The organism is Streptomyces sp. NPDC041814 (assembly GCF_055590565.1).
Genome location: NZ_JBVJAM010000016.1, coordinates 158123 through 175110, shown reverse-complemented (window position 1 = coordinate 175110; position 16988 = coordinate 158123). Strand labels below are relative to the sequence as shown.

Here is a 16988-nt window from a genome sequence, read left to right as displayed (position 1 = left end):
GAGGATGCTGTGCGTGCGAGGTGTGGTGCTGCCGGAACGCGAGGAACGGGCCTTCTGGATCGAGGGCGGGGTGCTGCGCGAGGGTGCGCCGCCGGGCGGTTTCGCGGGGCGGCACGCCGAGACCGTGGTCGACGGCGGCTGGCTGCTGCCCGGGCTGGTCGACGTACACACGCACCCCGGGGCCACCGACACGAGCGAGCCCTTCAGCGAGGAGCTGCTGCGTGAACAGCTGCGCGCGCACCGCGACGCCGGGGTCCTCGCCGTCCGCACACCGGGCACGGCCGCGCGGATGCCGGCCTGGGTGGACGACGATCCGGAGCTGCCCCGGGTCACCTCGGCGGGCCGGTGGCTGGCCACCCCCGGGCGGTTCTTCCCCGGCTTCGGCCGGGACGTGAGCGAGGCGGAACTCATCCGGGCCGCCGTGGAGGAGTCCGCCGCCTCGTCCGGCTGGTGCAAGGTCGTCGGGGACTGGCGGCTGGACGAGCCCGCGGTGCCGCTCTCCCTGCTCACCGAGGTGGTGACCGCCGTCCACGCGGCGGGCGGAAAGGTCGCGGTGCACTGCCAGACCGCCGAGGGCAGCCGCAACGCGGTCCTCGCGGGGGCGGACAGCCTGGAGCACGGCATGCATCTGGACCCCGGGCTGCTGGACCGGATGGCGGCGCAGGGCACGGCGTTCGTCCCGACGCTGGCGGCGTTCGCCAGGGGCGTGGACGCGATGAGGGCGCGGGAGCCCAGCGTGCGCCGCGATCTGTGGCTGTCCGGCTGGGAGGGCATGTCCGGCAACGTCCGGGCCGCCCACGAGGCGGGCGTCACGGTGCTGGCCGGCACCGATTCGTTCCCCTGCGGGACCGTCGCGAGCGAGGCGTCCCGGCTGCTCCGGGCCGGGCTGCCGGCCGAGGCGGCGCTCGGCGCGGCGTCCTGGACGGCCCGGGCCTGGCTCGGCCTGCCGGGTCTGGTGGACGGGGCGCCGGCCGACCTCGTCGCTTACGACAAGGACCCGACCGCCGATCCGGCGGTGCTCGACCACCCCAGCCGGATCGTTCTGCGGGGACACGTGGTGCGCTGACCGATGAGTGAGCGGCGGTCCGGCAGTCTGCACTGGTATGGACACACAACCGCTCGACCTCGGACCGGCCGCACGCCGGATCACCGCACAGCTCGACGCCGTGGACGACGGCGCGCTGGGGGCCACGACCCCGTGCCCCGGTGTGACCGTGGGCGCCCTGCTCGCCCATATCGAGGGCCTGGCCGTCGCCTTCCGCGACGCCGCCCGCAAGGAGCCGGGACCGGCCGCCGACTCGGCGCCCTCCGTGGAGACCGGCGTCCTCGCGTCCGGCTGGCGCACCACGCTGCCCGCGGCGCTCGACGGGATGGTGGACGCCTGGCGCGCCCCCGACGCCTGGGAGGGCATGACCAGGGCGGGCGGCGTGGACCTGCCCGGCCAGGTCGCGGGGATGGTCGCGCTCAACGAGCTGGTGCTGCACGGCTGGGACCTCGCGAAGGCGACCGGGCAGCCCTTCGACGCCGACGAGGCCCACCTGCGCAACACACTCGCCCTGCTGGCCGACCCGGGAGACGGACCCTCCCCGTTCGGGCCGCCGGTACCGGTCGCGGACGACGCGCCGCTGCTGGACCGGGCGGTGGCCAGGGGCGGGCGGCGGCCGGACTGGCAGCCCGGGGCCTGAGGGAGCCGAGGGCGCGCTCCCTCGGCGCCCGCGCCGGAGCGTGCCCGCCCCCTCAGCTCGTGAAGAACTCTGTGATCCGCTGCGCCGTCTGCTCCGGATCGGCCTCGTGCGGCCGGTGCCCGCCGCCGATCGTGACCAGGTGGCAGTCGGGGATCATCGACGCCATGTCCTGGAGGCGCCCCTGCGGCATCGTGCTCGCCGGTCCGCCCGCCAGCATCAGTGTCGGCGCGACGATCTCGCCGAGGCCCCGCGCCCACTCCGGATCCGGGTCCGCCAGCTCGCCGTTGACCGACGCGAGCACCGCCTCGTCGTAGTCGGCGGGCCCGTCCGGCTCGACGGCCGGGCCCGCCGCCCCGGGAAACGGCGGCGGGGTCTCCACCAGCACCAGCCGCTCCACCCGGTCCGGGTGCTCCTGGGCGAGGAGGTGGGCGACGACCCCGCCCATGCCGTGGCCGACCACACCGGCCCGGTCCACTTCGCACTCGTCCAGGAACCCGAGCACGTCGTCGCGCATCAGCTCCAGGTAGTACGCGTCGGGCCAGTCGCTCTCCCCGTGGCCGCGCAGGTCGATTCCGTACACCCGCCACTCCCGCCCCAGCAGGCTCCCGGCCGCTTCCCAGCTCGCCGCGCTCGCGCCGAGATCGTGCAGCAGTACGACGGGGGACCCGAACGGGTCGCCCCAGCTCCGGTACGCCAGCCGCACGTCGCCGACATCCACCACAGACTGATCATCCATGCCCCCGACGCTACCGCCGAATGCGCCGGGAACACGCCTCTGGCCTGGCAGGCTGGAACGGTGAAGCTCACCCCGCGCGTCCTGGTCACCCCGCTCGCCGCCCTCCTGATGTCCGCCACCACGCTCTCCGGCTGCGCCCAGGCCGGGGATTCGTCCGGCAAGGGCCGGGCGGACGGGCTCGCGGCCCCGGTGAAGAAGGACATCGCCATGCGGCTCGTCTCCAGCGCGGAGAACTCCACGCTGGACTGGAAGGCGCAGTACGGCTACATCGAGGACATCGGCGACGGCCGCGGCTACACGGGCGGCATCATCGGCTTCTGCTCCGGCACCGGCGACATGCTCCGGGTCGTGGAGCGGTACACGGAGTCCCGGCCGGGCAACGCGCTGGCACGGTTCCTGCCCGCGCTCCGGAAGGTCAAGGGCAGCGACGCGCACACCGGGCTCGGCTCCCCGTTCACCCGGGCCTGGGCCGAGGCGGCGCGCGACACGAGGTTCCGGGAGGCGCAGGACGCCGAGCGGGACGCCTCGTACTTCGATCCGGCGGTGCGCCGGGCGAAGCAGGACGGGCTGGGCACCCTGGGCCAGTTCGCCTACTACGACGCGTATGTGATGCACGGTGAGGCCGACGCGGACGGCACCACCGGTTTCCGTACGATCCGGAGCCAGGCGCTCGACGCGGCCAGGACCCCCGCCGACGGCGGTGACGAGACCGCGTATCTCGACGCCTTCCTCGACGCCCGCGTCGACGCGATCCGCGAGGAGCCCTCGCACAGCGACACCAGCCGGGTCGAGACCGCGCAACGCGTATTTCTGGACAAGGGCAACCTGGATCTGGACCCGCCGTTGGCCTGGAAGGTGTACGGGGACAGCTACGAGATCAAGGGCCCGTAGCCTGGGGCCCGTCGCTCGACTCGCCCGTTCCGAAGGAGTGCAAGGTGCCCGCCAAGGCCTCGGCCGGTCTCGACGATCCGGCGAAGAAGGACATCGCCATGCAACTGGTCTCCAGCGCGGAGAACTCCACGCTGGACTGGAAGGCGCAGTACGGGTACATCGAGGACATCGGCGACGGCCGCGGCTACACCGCGGGGATCATCGGCTTCTGCTCGGGCACCGGCGACATGCTCGGCCTGGTGGAGCTGTACACGCGGCGCAAGCCGGACAACGTACTGGCCCGGTATCTCCCGGCCCTGCGCGAGGTGGACGGCGGCGACTCGCACGAAGGGCTGGACCCTGGCTTCCAGGACGCCTGGGAGACGGCCGCCCGGGATCCGGACTTCCAGCAGGCGCAGGACGACGAGCGCGACCGGGTGTACTTCGATCCGGCCGTCAGCCAGGGCAGGGGCGACGGCCTGGGCACGCTCGGCCAGTTCGCGTACTACGACGCCCTCGTGATGCACGGCGAGGGCGACGACAGCGCCAGCTTCGGGGCCATCCGGCAGCGGGCCCTGGCCCGGGCGGAGCCGCCGGGCCGGGGCGGTGACGAGGTGGCCTACCTCGACGCCTTCCTGGACGAGCGGGTCCGGGCCATGGAGCAGGAAGAGGCCCACTCGGACACCAGCCGGGTGGACGACGCCCAGCGGGTCTTCCTGCGGAACGGCAATCTGGACCTGGACCCGCCGCTCGACTGGCAGGTGTACGGGGACAGCTACCACATCGGCTGAACCGGCAGTGGCGCGTACGGCCAACCCCCGTACGCGCCACAGTCCGCTGACTGTACGTCAGTGAGCGGCCACCTCCATCGCCTTCACCGGGTCGTGGCCGCCGGGCGCGGTGCCCGCCTCCGGATCCGGCTTCCTGCCGAGGTGGTTGAAGGCCAGGTTGAGGACGATCGCCACGACGCAGCCGGTGGAGATGCCCGAGTCGAGGACGACCAGGAGGTCCTTCGGGAAGGCGTGGTAGAAGTCGGGCGCCGCGATCGGTATCAGCCCGACCCCGACGGCCGCCGCGACGATCAGCGCGTTCTCGCCCTTCTCCAGCGCGGCGCCGGCCAGGGTCTGGATGCCGCTCGCGGCGACCGACCCGAACAGGACGATGCCCGCGCCGCCGAGGACCGGCAGCGGCACCAGCGCGATGACGGACGCGGCCACCGGGACCAGGCCGAGCAGGATCAGGATGCCGCCGCCGGCCGCGACCACGAAGCGGCTGCGCACCTTGGTCATCGCGACCAGGCCGATGTTCTGCGCGAACGCGCTGCACATGAAGCCGTTGAACAGCGGGCTGATGGCGCTTCCCAGGGTGTCGGCACGAAGGCCGCCCTCGATGGTCCGTTCGTCGGCGGGGCGGTCGACGATCTTGCCGAGGGCCAGCATGTCCGCCGTGGACTCGGTCATGCAGACCAGCATCACGATGCTCATCGAGACGATCGCGGCGATCTCGAACTGCGGGGCGCCGAAGTGGAACGGGGTGGGGAAGCCGATCGCGTCCGCGTTCTTGAGGGCGCCGAAGTCGGTGATGCCGACCGGGATCGCGATGAGCGTGCCGATGATCAGCCCGAGCAGGATGGCGATCTGCTGGAGGAAGCCGCGCAGGAGTTTGCGCAGGGCCAGCACGACGACGAGGGTGACCGCCGCCATGGTGATGTTGGTGGTGGACCCGTAGTCGTGGGCGGTCGCGTTGCCGCCCTGGGACCAGTTGAAGGCGACCGGCAGCAGCGAGACGCCGATCAGGGTGATCACCGTTCCCGTGACCACGGGCGGGAAGAAGCGGACCAGTTTGCAGAAGTACGGGGCGAGGACGAAGCCGAGGAGGCTCGCGACGATGATCGCGCCGAAGATGACGGCGATCCCGTCGTGCCCCCGGTCCTTGCCGATCGCCACCATCGGGGTCACCCCGGCGAACGAGACGCCGTTGACGAACGGCAGTCTGGCGCCTATCCGCCAGAAGCCGAGCGTCTGGAGCAGGGTGGCTATGCCCGCGGTGAACAGGCTCGCCCCCATCAGGAACGCGGTCTCCTTGGGGCTGAGGCCCACGGCGGGCCCCACGATCATGGGCGGGGCCACCACGCCCGCGTACATCGCGGCCACGTGCTGGAGGCCGCTGGTGAACATCTTCAGCGGGGGAAGCGTCTCGTCGACCGGATGCTTCCGGTCGGACGGGGCCGTCTCCGGCGCGCCGTCGGGGTGGGGGGTCGCACTTGCGTCGTCGCGAAACCTGGGCGTAGCTGCCACGGCGGTTCCTCCGGTCGGTTACACGTCGGCGGTGACGTGGGGTTCAGGGAGGTGGTGCCGGGGCCGGTCCGCCGGACCGGGCCCCGTGTGCTGCGGTGGTGCGGTGAGGCAGGTCGTACGGCTGGTGCGGGCAGCCGGGATCGCCGGGGCGGGAGGCGCGTGCGCGTGGGCGGCGCGCCTCCCGCCCCGGTTGCCGCGGACCCCGCTCGGGTCCGCGGCGGCCGGACGAGGGCCGTCCCCCTCGTCCGGCCGCTTTCGGGGCCGCCGGGCCGTCAGGCTCCGGCGGCGATCTGCGCGAGGCGGCGGGCCTCGTCGCGGGTGGCGCGGGCGATGGCCTCCTCGTCAGCGGTGACCAGGCGGCCGGACTCCACGACCGGCTTCCCGTCGACCAGCGACAGGGTGACCGGGGCGGCGGCGCCGAAGACGAGCGCGGTGACCGGGTCGGCGATGGAGGCGTGGGCGAGGGTGTCCAGCTTCCAGAGGACCAGGTCGGCCAGCTTGCCCGCCTCCAGCGAGCCGGTCTGCGCGGCCCGGCCCAGGACCTGGGCGCCGCCGTAGGTGCCGAGGCGCAGCGCCTGACGGGCGTTCAGGGCGCGTTCCCGGTGCGGGCCGAGTCGGTTGATGAGGAGGGCGTTGCGCAGTTCGGTGTGGAGCTCGCCGGACTCGTTGGACGCGGTGCCGTCGACGCCGAGGCCGACCGGGACGCCCGCGGCGAGCATGTCCGGGACGCGGGCGATGCCTGCGGCGAGGCGGGCGTTGGAGGACGGGCAGTGGGCGACGCCGGTGCCGGTGCGGGCGAAGGCGGCGATGTCGGAGTCGTTCATGTGGACGCAGTGCGCCATCCACACGTCCTCGCCGAGCCAGCCGGTGGACTCGAAGTAGTCGGTCGGGCCCATGCCGAACAGCTCGTGGCAGAACTTCTCCTCCTCCACGGTCTCGGAACCGTGGGTGTGCAGCCGCACGCCCTTCCGCCGGGCCAGTTCGGCGCCCTGGCGCATGAGTTCGGTGGATACGGAGAACGGCGAGCAGGGCGCGACGGCGACCTGGGTCATCGCGTCGAAGGAGGCGTCGTGGTGGGCGTCGACGGTCGCCTCGGTTGCGGCGAGCGCGCCTTCCAGGGTTTCCACGGCGAAGTCCGGGGGCAGCCCGCCGTCCTTCTCGCTGCGGTCCATGGAGCCCCGGGCGAGGGTGAAGCGTACGCCCATGTCGCGGGCGGCCCCGATGATGGCACCGGACAGGTCGCCGGAGCCCTTCGGGAAGACGTAGTGGTGGTCCATCGCGGTGGTGACGCCGCCGAGCGCCATCATGGCGAGCGAGCCCTGCGCGGCGGCGCGGGCCATCGGCTCGTCGATGCGCGCCCACGTCGGGTACAGCGCCACCAGCCAGTCGAAGAGGTTGTGGTCGGTGGCGAGGCCCCGGGTGATCCACTGGTAGAAGTGGTGGTGCGTGTTGATCAGGCCGGGCGTCGCCAGGTGGCCGGTCCCGTCGATCCGGCGCACGACGTTCTCCAGGCCCTCGGGTGCCCGGCCGGCGCCGACGGACTCGATGCGGTTACCGGCGACGACGACGTGGCCCGAGGCGTACTCGGTGTCGGCGGCGTCGACGGTCGCGATCGAGCAGTTCTCGATGACGATGCGCTCCACCCGGTCGGGGGCTGCCGGTGCTGCCATGGTGCTTCCTTCTCTCATGCGGGATGTGGGCACGGCAGGACCCTAGGAGGATTTGAGTGCCACGGCGGTGCGGCCGTGGGTGCCGAGATGGTGGAAAAACAGGTTGAGCAGGACCGCGACGAGCGCACCCGCACTGATCCCGGAGCCCAGGACGGTCTGGGCCCACGACGGGAAGTCGGCGTAGAACCCGGGCGCGGCGAGCGGGACGATGCCCGCGCCGAGGGCGACAGCGACCAGGATGATGTTGGAGCTGTCGTCCAGGCCGGCCTCGGAGAGCGTACGGATGCCGCTGACCGCGATCGAGCCGAAGAGGACGATTCCGGCGCCGCCGAGCACGGGCATCGGGACGAGCGAGACGACCGCGCCGAGCACCGGGAAGAGCCCGAGGACCAGCAGGGCGGCCCCGGCCGCGGCGACGACGTAACGGCTGCGGACCCTGGTGAGCGAGACGACGCCCACGTTCTGCGCGAAGGCGCTGGTGGGGAAGCCGCCGAAGACGGGGCCGACGAGGGTGGCGATGCCGTCGGTGCGCAGGCCCCGGGTGAGGGTGCGTCCGTCGGTGCGCCGGTCGCAGATCTCACCGACGGCCAGCATCCCGGCGGACGACTCCGTCATCAGGACGAGCATCACGATACACAGCGAGAGGATCGCGGCCGGCTGGAATTCCGGCGCGCCGAAGGCGAACGGCGTCGGCACGGCCGCCAGCGGGGCGTCGCGCAGGGCGGAGAAGTCGGCGAGGCCGAAGGGGACAGCGGCCAGCGTGCCGATCAACAGGCCCATGAGCAGCGCGACTTGTCGCAGAAAGCCCCGGCCGAAGCGCTGGATCAGGAGAATCACGACGAGGGTGAACGCGGCGAGCGCGAGGTACTTCATGTCGCCGAAGTCGGTGGCGTTCTTGTCGCCGCCCTGGGCCCAGGAGACCGGTACGGGCATCAGCGTGACCCCGATGAGGGTGATGACGACGCCGGTGACCAGGGGTGGGAAGAAGCGCAGGAGTCTGCCGAAGAACGGTCCGACGACCAGGCAGAACACCCCGGCGACGAGCACAGCGCCGTAGATCGCGGGGAGTTGGTGCCCGGGCGCGTTGGTCTCGGCGATAGCGAGCATCGGGGCGATGCCGGCGGAGGACGCGGCGTTGACGAACGGCAGCCGGTTGCCGGCGAGGCCGCCGATGCCGAGGGTCTGGAGCAGGGTGGCGCAGCCGGCGATGAGGAGGCTCGCCGCGATGAGCCGGGTCATGCCCGCCGTGTCGAGGCCGACGGCCTGACCGATGATCAGCGGAGGGGTGACGACACCGGCGTACATGGCAGCGATGTGCTGGAGGGCGGCCGGCAGGAGCCGCGAGGGGGTGAGCTTCTCGTCCACCGGATGCACCGCACGCTCCGGCGGGGTGGGACAAGGGCCTTCCGCTTCCGCGGGCCCGGATGCTGGCTGTGCCATGAGGGTTCCCTCCGGCCCGGCCGGTGCCCGTCCGCGGGGAACGGGCGGGCACCGGCGCGGCGCCGCGTCAGAGGTTGGTCATGTCGACCGGGATCTGCGGCTCGACGCCGTCCCGGAGCACGGTGCCCTCGATGAGCCCGTACGGACGGTCGGCCGCGAAGTACACCTCGTTGTCGTTCTTGAGCCCGAACGGCTCCAGGTCGACGAGGAAGTGGTGGTTGTTCGGCAGCGAGAAGCGGATCTCGTCGATCTCGCTGCGGTTGTTGATGATGCGCGAACCCATCTGGTACAGGGTCTGCTGGAGCGAGAGCGAGTAGGTCTCGGCGAAGGCGTGCAGCATGTGCTTGCGCGCCTGTTCGTAGGACTTCTCCCAGTTCGGCATGCGCTGCTCGTCGCTGGTCCAGTTGTAGCGCCAGCGGGCGGAGACGTCGGTCGCGAGGATGCGGTCGTACGCCTCCTTGAGCGTCGTGTACTTGTCCTTGACGTAGCCCCAGAACTCGGAGTTGGTCGAGTTCATCACGGTCAGGTCCTTGAGCCCGGAGACGACCTGCCACTTCTCACCGTCGAAGGTGATCTGGGCGGTGCGGATCTCCTGGTTCTTGCGGACGAAGGAGTGCTTGACCTCGTCGGACCCGATGAAGCGGGAGTTCGCGTCGGAGGTGGCGATGCGCTCCCAGGCGTACTCCTCGATGCGGATGCGCGCGGTCTTGATCGGCTCCTGGGAGGTCACGAAGTGGCGGGCGAGGTGGATGCCGAACTGCTCGGCGGACTCGATCCCGTGCTCCTTGGCGAACGCGAACACCGTGTTCTTGGTGGTGTCCGTGGGCAGGACGTGCGCGTTGGAGCCGGAGTAGTGGACGTCGTCCATCTCGCCGGAGAGCGCGACCGAGACGTTCAGGTCCTTGATGTGGTGGGTGTCGCCGTCCCGCGTGATCTTGACGACGCGGTTCTCTGCTTTGCCGTACTGGTTCTGGCCGAGAATCGTGGGCATGTGTCTGCTAGCTCCCTCGGTATACGGAGTAGCCGAACGGGTTGAGCAGCAGCGGTACGTGGTAGTGCTCGCCCGGGGTGACGGCGAAAGTGATCGCCACCTCGGGGAAGAACGCGCCGCTGTCCCTTACGCGGGGGGCGTCCTGCTGCGCCTCGGCTTGCTTCTTGGCTGTGAAGTACGGCTCGGTCTCGAAGTCGAGCCGTACGTGGGTGGTGCCCTCCGGCAGGGCCGGCAGGTCCTTGCAGCGCCCGTCCGCATCGGTCGCGGAGCCCCCGAGCGTCACCCACTCGGCGTCGGCGCCCTTGCGGGCGGCGAGCGAGACGGCGACGTCCGCGGCGGGGCGGCCGATGCTGGTGTCCAGGATGTGGGTGGACACCGATGCGGTGGCGAAGGTGCTCAAGACTCTCCTTGTGTTACGCGTCTTCCGTGACGAGGCGGGTGAGGCGGATGCGGTTGATCTTGCCCAGTTCGGTGCGCACGATCCCCCGCTCCTGCTCGGGCGAGTTCCCGATGCGGGACTTCACCGCGTCGCGCATCTGCTCACCGGTGGCGCCGGTGGCGCAGATCAGGAAGACATGTCCGAACCGCTCCTGGTAGGCCAGGTTGAGTTCGAGCATCTCGGCCTTGAGCTCCTCGGAGGCCCCGGCCATCCCCCGCTGTTCGCGGGAGGAGGTCGGGTCCCCGGGCTTCGGGCGGCCGATCGGCGGGTGACCGGCCATGGCCTCGGCCAGGTCCTCCGCGCCGAGTGCCGCCGTGGCGGTGTCGCTCGCGGAGAGCAGGGCTTCGGTGGTGGCGTACGGGCGGTGGGCGAGGATCGCTCGTCCCCATGCCGCACTGGCACACACCTCGTGCAGTGCGGCGGCCGCATCGGCGTCCGCCTGGGTGTTGAGCCGGGCGAGGCCCGGCGTGGAGCTCGAAGTCACGGGAGCCTCCGTGGCTGTTCTTCGCTGTGCGTTGGTCGGGCTGCGGATAGCTAACGCCCTCCGCAACACGACGTCAACAGTTTGTTGAAATTCCGTATACAGAAAAAGCCGCCGCCCGGTGGTCCGGGCGGCGGCTTGATCGATCATGCATCGGCAGCCGGTGCGACAGCGTCCCAACTACCCGCTCTTGGCGCCGTTTTCCCTGTTCAGGTAGTTGTACACGGTGAACCGCGAGACACCCAGCGCCCCCGCCACGGTCTCGACCCCATGGCGTACGGAGAAGGCACCGCGTGCCTCCAGGAGCCGGACCGCCTCCTGCTTGGCCTTGCGGTCGAGCTCGGCCAGCGGCATGCCGTGCCGGCGCTCCATCGCGGCCAGGATGTGGTCCAGCGACTCCGAGAGCTGCGGCAGCCGGACCGCCACGACGTCCTCGCCCTCCCAGGCCAGCACCACATCGTCGGGGTGCGCCTCGCCGGGGCCGACGAGCTCGGCCCCCATGGCGTCCACGAGGGGCTTCACGGCGGTGACGAGGGGGTGGTCCAGCGGTCCGGTCACTTCGGGTCCTCTCCGATGACGTTGACCTGGAGCGAGACCCGGGTGGCACCCGATGCCAGCGCTTGCCGCAGCAGGCTGTCCACCGCCGTGAGCACCTGGTCGGCACCGCCCTCCGCCGTGTTGCCGAACGGACCGACGTCGACGGCGTCCAGTCCGGCCCCCTGGATGACCTCGCGCGCCACGACCGCGTGCGCGGGCGCCTCGTCCAGATCGAAGGGCTCGGTGGTGAACTCCACTCTCAAGCGCATGGTGCCTCCCAGATACGTTCCGCCGCCGGGGCGGCTCGGGCACGACCCTAGCGCCCTACACCGGCAGCACGCAGACCGCCGCCGGGGCCGCGTACGGGGTCCCGGCCGGGGTCAGGGCGCCGGATTCGGCGTCCACCCGGAAGGCGGTGACCGTGCCGGACCGCTGGTTGGCGGCGAAGAGCAGGGCGCCGTCCGGCGAGAACGCGGTGTGCCGGGGGAAGTCGCCGCCCACGGGCACCGTGTCGAGCAGGCGCAGCGCGGCCCCGCCGTCCTCGATCGCGTACCGGGTGATGCTGTTGTGGCCCCGGTTGGCGAGGTAGGCGAACCGGCCGTCGCCGGTGACCAGGAACTGCGCGGGGTAGCTGGTGCCGGACCCCGTGCCGGTGGACTGCGGGCCGCCCGGGATGAGCGCGCCCGTAGCGGGGTCGTAACCGCAGACCACCGCCGTGTTGTCGAGTTCGCAGGCCAGGTAGGCGTGGCGCCCGTCGGGGTGGAAGGTGAGGTGGCGGGGCCCGGCGCCCGGCCGCAGCGCGGCGTACGAGACCTGTTCCAGGGTGCCGCGCGTCTCGTCCAGCCGGTACGTGTACACCGTGTCGTTCCCGAGGTCGACGGCGAGCACATGGGCGCCGTCGGGCGAGGTGATGATCTGGTGCGCGTGCGGGCCGTCCTGCCCCGGTCCGGGGGCGGGCGAGCCGTGCGCGACCAGGTCGGTGCGCTCCCCCACCGATCCGTCCTCGGCCAGGGGGTGGACGGCGACGCTGCCGGACGTGTAGTTGGCGCTGAGCAGCCACCGCCCGCCCGGGTGGACCGAGAGGTGACAGGGTCCGGCGCCGCCGGTGGACCGGGTGCCCAGGACGCGGAAGGTGCCGCCGGCGACGGCGACCGCGGTGACGCCGCCGTTCTGCTGCTCGTCCACCGCGTAGAGCGTGGCGCCCGTGGGGTGGAGGGCGAGGTACGAGGGGTTCTCGACGCCCGTGACGACGGTGCGGGCGGTGATGCCCGCCGTCTCCGGGTCGTACGCGGCGACGCCGATGCCGGTGCCGCCCGGGCTGGTCGACGTGTAGGTGCCGAGGTAGAGGGTGCGGGTGCTGGTGGCCGCGGGGTGTGCGGGGTGCGACGGGTGCTGGGGGTGGCGGGGCGCGGGGTGGTGCGCGGAGCGCGGGAGGCTGGGGGCGGCGGCGAGGGCGCCGCCCGCCAGGAGGGCTCCGAGCAGGGTGCGGCGGCTGGTGGGGGACGTCATGCGAGGCACCTCGTGGGGTCGGTCGCGTCGGATGTGCCAGCCACAGTGGCCCCGCCCGGGGCCCACCGCAAGAGGTGCACCAGCCATTGCGCAGGGCGCAACGCGGCGGAGCGCCCTCAATCCCCGGACTGGATGTCACCCCGTGTCGAGGACGTGAGCGGCTCGCGCTGCGCGAAGTCGCCCGGCGGGATGCCCGGATGGTGGCCGCCCTCGACCGGTTCGACGGCGGCGGCCGGGCCGAGGGCCAGCCGGGACACGATGCGGTAGCGGTCGCCCCGGTAGAGCGAGTGCACGTACTCGACGGGGCGGCCCGTCGTGTCCGAGGTCAACCGCTCGAAGAGCAGCGCCGGGGACAGCTCGGGGACGTCCAGGAGGCGGGCCTCGGCGCGGGTCACCACGGTCGGTTCGATCGCCTGGACCGCCTCGTGGACGTGCACGTCGTGCCGCAACCGCAGGTGCTCGTAGAGGTCGCCGCTCTCCAGCTCCTCGGCGGAGAGCCCGGGCACCAGCTCGGCCCGGATGTGCAGGTGCTCGATGGCCATGGGGGCGCCGTCGACCAGCCGCAGCCGGGCGACGTACACGATGTCGGCCGCCGGTGACATGCGCAGCTTCCGGCCGACCCGGGCGCCCGCCTGGACGGTGGTGAACTCCAGCAGCCGGCTCGACCAGGCCCCGGACGCCTGCGGCACCGACAGGGCGAGGTCGGCCGAGATCAGCTCCTGGGTGATCTTCTCGGGCGCGACGAACATGCCCCGGCCGTGCTCCCGCACCAGGAGCCCCGTCGCGACCAGCTCGTCCACCGCGGCGCGCAGGGTGGGCCGGGAGACGCCGAGCGTGGCGCACAGGGACCGCTCCGACGGGATCGCGTCGCCCGGGCGCCGGGACTCGATCATTTCCAGGATGGCGTCACGGGCCCGCTCCCGTTTGAGCACCGTCCCCGATGCGTCGGCGTCCATGCGCTGCCCCCTTCTGGCGGGTTACCTACCTGACCACTGGACCACTGGTCAGATGGATTGTAGCCGCTTTCACGGAGCACCCCTCCGGAAGATCCCCAAAACCCGTTGAATACAAGGGGCTTGACGGCTCCATTGGTCCATGCCACCTTCATCCACCAACAAGAGGTGAGCTGTCCAGCGGCCTTCACTGGTCAGGTGGTCAGGTCCTGTTCTCCCAGAGGTGAACCGTGAAGTACCGCTTGCTTGCCGGTGGGTCCGCGCTCGTGCTGGCCGCCGTGCTCAGCGCCTGTGGCTCGTACGACGGCTCCTCCGACGCGTCCGGTGACGGCCGGACCAGCATCGACGTCTGGCTGATGCGCGACAGCGTCTCGGCCCAGTTCCAGAAGGAGTTCGTCCAGGGCTTCGAGAAGGCTCACCCCGACATCCGGGCCCGGATCCAGATCCAGGAGTGGGACGGCATCGGCGAGAAGATCACCGCCGCGCTCGCCAGCAACGACGCCCCGGACGTCATCGAGAGCGGCAACACCCAGGTCGCCCAGTTCGCGCAGAGCGGCGGGCTGCTCGACCTCAGCGACAAGGTGGACGAGCTGAACGGCAAGGACTGGCTCAAGGGCCTCGCCGAGCCGGGGGCGTACGAGGGCAAGCAGTACGGCATCCCGTACTACGCGGCCAACCGGGTGGTCATCTACCGCACCGACCTCTTCGAGAAGGCGGGCATCGACGCGAAGACCATCAAGACCCGCGACCAGTGGATCGCCGCCACCGAGAAGCTCAACAAGGGCGGCAACCAGGGCATCTACCTGCCGGGCCAGACCTGGTACGCCCTGGCCGGCTTCGTCTGGGACGAGGGCGGCGACCTCGCCACCGAGTCCGGGGGGAAGTGGAAGGGCGCCCTGGACACCCCGGAGGCGCTGCGCGGCATGGAGTTCTACGGGAAGCTCCAGGCGCTCGGCAAGGGACCCAAGGACGCCGACGAGGCCGACCCTCCGCAGGCCGACGTGATGGCGCAGGGCAAGGTCGCCCAGGTCATCTCGACCCCGGGCGGCGCCAACGTCGTCATCGAGAAGAACCCGGACCTGAAGGGGAAGCTGGGCTTCTTCCCGATCCCCGGCAAGACCGCCGACACCCCGGGTGCCGTCTTCACTGGTGGCTCGGACCTGGTGATCCCCACCGCGTCCGGCAAGCAGGAGGCCGCGCTCACCTTCATCAAGGAACTCACCGGCGACACCTGGCAGAAGAAGCTCGCCGTCGCCATGAGCTACGTGCCGAACCGGACGACGCTCGCCTCCGCGGTCGCCGCCGACCCGGGCGCCGCCGCGATGGCGGTCGGCGCGGCGAACGGCCACGCCACGCCCAACACGCCGAGCTGGGCCGCGGTCGAGGCGGAGAACCCGATCAAGGACTACATGACCGCCGTCCTCACCGGCGGCGACCCGGCGGAGGAGGCCGCCAAGGCGTCCGCCGACATCACCCGGGCCATGAACTCCGGCTCCTGACCGCTCGTCCGTCCACACCCTTGAGAGGAGGCGTGCCGTGTCGGTCATCCGGGAACGGACCGCACCCCCCAGTCCCCTGCGCCGGGCCGTACCCGGCACGTCCGGACCGCCGCCCCGGCGGCGGTCCGGGGAACCGCGCGGCCTGTGGCCGTACGCCCTGATCGCACCCGCGGTCGGCGGCATGCTCTACCTGCTGATCTATCCGCTGCTGCGGGCGGTCCTGATCTCGCTCCAGGACTTCCGGCTGCGGCAGCTGATCACCGGTGACGCGGAGTTCGTCGGGCTGCGCAACTACCGCACGCTGCTGACGGATCCGCGGTTCTGGGAGGTGGTCCGGCGCACCTTCCTGTTCATGGCGGTCAACGTGGTCCTCATCATGGTGATCGCGACCCTGGTGGCCCTGATGACCGAGCGCCTGGGCAAGGTCGCCCGGACGGTGGTGCTCAGTTCGCTGGTGCTGGCCTGGGCCATGCCGGTGATCGCGGCCACCACGGTCTTCCAGTGGCTGTTCCACTCGGAGTTCGGCATCGTCAACCATCTGCTGACCGGCGCGGGCTTCTCCTCGTTCGACCGGTATCCGTGGTTCGCGCACGGCACCGCCGCCTTCGCCATCCTGGTCCTGCTGGTCGTGTGGCAGTCGGTGCCGTTCGCGGCGATCACGATCTACTCCGCGCTCACCACGGTCCCGACCGAGCTGTACGAGTCGGCCCGGCTGGACGGCGCGAGCGGCGCCCGGATCTTCCGCTCGGTCACCCTGCCGGTGCTCCGGCCGATCTTCCTGCTGGTGTTCTCGCTGGAGGTGATCTGGACGTTCAAGGCGTTCGTCCAGATCTGGGTGATGACCCGGGGCGGGCCGGGCGACGCGACGACGATCCTGCCCGTGTACGCGGTCCAGACCGCACTGGCCGGCCAGCGTTACGACCTGGGCTCGGCCGCCTCGATGGTCACCGTGGTCATGATGTCCGGGGTGCTCGTCCTCTACTTCCGCCAGATGCTCCGCCAGGAGGACGAGATCCGATGAGCCGTGCCCGTAGCGCCCGGCTGCGGCGGCTTCCGCTGAACGCCGCGGCCGCGCTGACCGTCCTGGTCTGCCTGTTCCCCGTCTACTGGATGATCTCCACCGCGTTCAAACCGTCCAAGGACATCCAGTCCTCCGACCCGCAGCTCTTCCCGCGCACCTGGACGCTCGACCACTTCCGCACCGCCGTACAGGCCGACGGCTTCGGGATGTTCTGGCGCAACAGCGCGCTGGTGACGGTGAGTTCGATCCTGCTGGCCCTGATCGTCGCCCTGGCCTCGGCGTACGCGGTGGCGAGGCTGCGCTGGAAGGGTCGGCGGCAGTTCATGCTCATGGTGTTCATCGCGCAGATGGCGCCCTGGGAGTCGCTGATCATCCCGATCTACATCATCTCCCGCGACACGGACATGCTGGACCGGCTGCCGACGCTCACCCTCGTGTACTTCATGGTCACGCTGCCGTTCTCGGTGATCGTGCTGCGGGGCTTCATCGGGACGATCCCGCCGGAGCTGGAGGAGGCCGCGCAGGTCGACGGCTGCACCCGGACCGCCGCCTTCCGGAAGGTGGCCCTGCCGCTGCTCGCGCCGGGTCTCATGGCGACCTCGCTGTTCGGCTTCATCACCGCCTGGAACGAGTTCGCGTACGCCAACTTCCTGATCATCAAGCATCAGGACAGCCGCACCCTGCCGGTCTGGCTGTCCTCCTTCCAGAACACCTTCGGCACCGACTGGGGCGCCACGATGGCCGCCTCCACCCTCTTCGCCCTGCCCGCGCTGGTGGTCTTCCTGCTGCTCCAGCGCCATGTCACCTCCGGCTTCGCCGCCGGCGCCGTCAAGGGCTGACCGACGAACCCTCTCCCCTTC

The 16988-nt window shown here is 71.4% G+C and carries 18 protein-coding genes; 7 read left to right on the top strand and 11 right to left on the bottom strand.

Annotated features, from left to right (window positions below; all coding sequences use genetic code 11):
- The first annotated feature begins 4 nt into the window (after positions 1 to 4).
- Both ACZ6C6_RS31905 and ACZ6C6_RS31900 read left to right on the top strand, forming a co-directional pair.
- Positions 5 to 1066: an amidohydrolase family protein gene (locus tag ACZ6C6_RS31905; protein ID WP_469207905.1), complete on the top strand. Its 1062-nt coding sequence runs from the start codon at positions 5 to 7 to the stop codon at positions 1064 to 1066.
- Positions 1067 to 1103: 37 nt separating this feature from the next.
- Complete coding sequence (locus ACZ6C6_RS31900) at positions 1104 to 1685, top strand: TIGR03086 family metal-binding protein (RefSeq protein ID WP_469207903.1); 582 nt, start codon at positions 1104 to 1106, stop codon at positions 1683 to 1685.
- A gap of 52 nt (positions 1686 to 1737) precedes the next feature.
- On the opposite strand, the gene ACZ6C6_RS31895 is transcribed toward ACZ6C6_RS31900, so the two are convergent.
- Complete coding sequence (locus tag ACZ6C6_RS31895) at positions 1738 to 2421, bottom strand: alpha/beta fold hydrolase (RefSeq protein ID WP_469207901.1); 684 nt, start codon at positions 2419 to 2421, stop codon at positions 1738 to 1740.
- A 108-nt stretch (positions 2422 to 2529) separates the two neighbouring features.
- Here ACZ6C6_RS31895 and ACZ6C6_RS31890 point away from each other — a divergent pair, with 108 nt between their 5' ends.
- Positions 2530 to 3312, top strand: coding sequence for a chitosanase (locus tag ACZ6C6_RS31890; RefSeq protein ID WP_469207947.1), 783 nt, complete (start codon positions 2530 to 2532; stop codon positions 3310 to 3312).
- 44 nt (positions 3313 to 3356) lie between these two features.
- Positions 3357 to 4082 carry a chitosanase gene (locus ACZ6C6_RS31885; protein WP_469207899.1) on the top strand — a complete coding sequence of 242 codons (726 nt, stop codon included), beginning with the start codon at positions 3357 to 3359 and terminating at the stop codon, positions 4080 to 4082.
- Between the two features lie 57 nt (positions 4083 to 4139).
- Here ACZ6C6_RS31885 and ACZ6C6_RS31880 read toward each other — a convergent pair whose 3' ends face one another.
- The 10 genes from ACZ6C6_RS31880 to ACZ6C6_RS31835 form a co-directional block, all read right to left on the bottom strand.
- Positions 4140 to 5588: a nucleobase:cation symporter-2 family protein gene (locus tag ACZ6C6_RS31880; protein WP_469207897.1), complete on the bottom strand. Its 1449-nt coding sequence runs from the start codon at positions 5586 to 5588 to the stop codon at positions 4140 to 4142.
- A gap of 272 nt (positions 5589 to 5860) precedes the next feature.
- Positions 5861 to 7258 carry an 8-oxoguanine deaminase gene (locus tag ACZ6C6_RS31875; protein ID WP_469207895.1) on the bottom strand — a complete coding sequence of 466 codons (1398 nt, stop codon included), beginning with the start codon at positions 7256 to 7258 and terminating at the stop codon, positions 5861 to 5863.
- A 42-nt stretch (positions 7259 to 7300) separates the two neighbouring features.
- Complete coding sequence (locus ACZ6C6_RS31870) at positions 7301 to 8698, bottom strand: nucleobase:cation symporter-2 family protein (protein ID WP_469207893.1); 1398 nt, start codon at positions 8696 to 8698, stop codon at positions 7301 to 7303.
- A 67-nt stretch (positions 8699 to 8765) separates the two neighbouring features.
- The gene (gene pucL / locus ACZ6C6_RS31865) at positions 8766 to 9689 is read right to left on the bottom strand and encodes a factor-independent urate hydroxylase (RefSeq protein ID WP_265539547.1); all 924 of its coding nucleotides are present in this window, start codon (positions 9687 to 9689) and stop codon (positions 8766 to 8768) included.
- Between the two features lie 7 nt (positions 9690 to 9696).
- On the bottom strand, positions 9697 to 10089 hold the full coding sequence (uraH, locus tag ACZ6C6_RS31860) for a hydroxyisourate hydrolase (RefSeq protein ID WP_469207891.1): 393 nt from the start codon (positions 10087 to 10089) through the stop codon (positions 9697 to 9699).
- Between the two features lie 13 nt (positions 10090 to 10102).
- Positions 10103 to 10612 (bottom strand): 2-oxo-4-hydroxy-4-carboxy-5-ureidoimidazoline decarboxylase, encoded by a 510-nt coding sequence (gene uraD, locus ACZ6C6_RS31855; protein ID WP_365685855.1) that lies wholly within the window; start codon positions 10610 to 10612, stop codon positions 10103 to 10105.
- A gap of 177 nt (positions 10613 to 10789) precedes the next feature.
- Positions 10790 to 11167, bottom strand: coding sequence for a helix-turn-helix domain-containing protein (locus tag ACZ6C6_RS31850; RefSeq protein WP_469207888.1), 378 nt, complete (start codon positions 11165 to 11167; stop codon positions 10790 to 10792).
- Positions 11164 to 11415: a YkoF family thiamine-binding protein gene (locus ACZ6C6_RS31845; RefSeq protein WP_073861495.1), complete on the bottom strand. Its 252-nt coding sequence runs from the start codon at positions 11413 to 11415 to the stop codon at positions 11164 to 11166. Before ACZ6C6_RS31845 ends, ACZ6C6_RS31850 begins: the two co-directional genes overlap by 4 nt.
- Before the next feature lie 55 nt (positions 11416 to 11470).
- Entirely contained in the window at positions 11471 to 12655 is a 1185-nt protein-coding gene (locus ACZ6C6_RS31840; RefSeq protein ID WP_469207886.1) for a lactonase family protein, read from the bottom strand.
- A gap of 116 nt (positions 12656 to 12771) precedes the next feature.
- Positions 12772 to 13611 (bottom strand): GntR family transcriptional regulator, encoded by an 840-nt coding sequence (locus tag ACZ6C6_RS31835; protein WP_469207884.1) that lies wholly within the window; start codon positions 13609 to 13611, stop codon positions 12772 to 12774.
- 227 nt (positions 13612 to 13838) lie between these two features.
- Between ACZ6C6_RS31835 and ACZ6C6_RS31830 the strand changes: the two genes are divergently transcribed.
- From ACZ6C6_RS31830 to ACZ6C6_RS31820, 3 genes are read left to right on the top strand one after another with little or no spacing between them, the layout of a single operon-like run.
- Positions 13839 to 15107 carry an extracellular solute-binding protein gene (locus tag ACZ6C6_RS31830; protein ID WP_469207882.1) on the top strand — a complete coding sequence of 423 codons (1269 nt, stop codon included), beginning with the start codon at positions 13839 to 13841 and terminating at the stop codon, positions 15105 to 15107.
- 37 nt (positions 15108 to 15144) lie between these two features.
- Complete coding sequence (locus ACZ6C6_RS31825) at positions 15145 to 16128, top strand: carbohydrate ABC transporter permease (RefSeq protein WP_469207880.1); 984 nt, start codon at positions 15145 to 15147, stop codon at positions 16126 to 16128.
- Positions 16125 to 16967 carry a carbohydrate ABC transporter permease gene (locus ACZ6C6_RS31820; protein WP_469207878.1) on the top strand — a complete coding sequence of 281 codons (843 nt, stop codon included), beginning with the start codon at positions 16125 to 16127 and terminating at the stop codon, positions 16965 to 16967. Before ACZ6C6_RS31825 ends, ACZ6C6_RS31820 begins: the two co-directional genes overlap by 4 nt.
- Positions 16968 to 16988 lie beyond the last annotated feature (21 nt).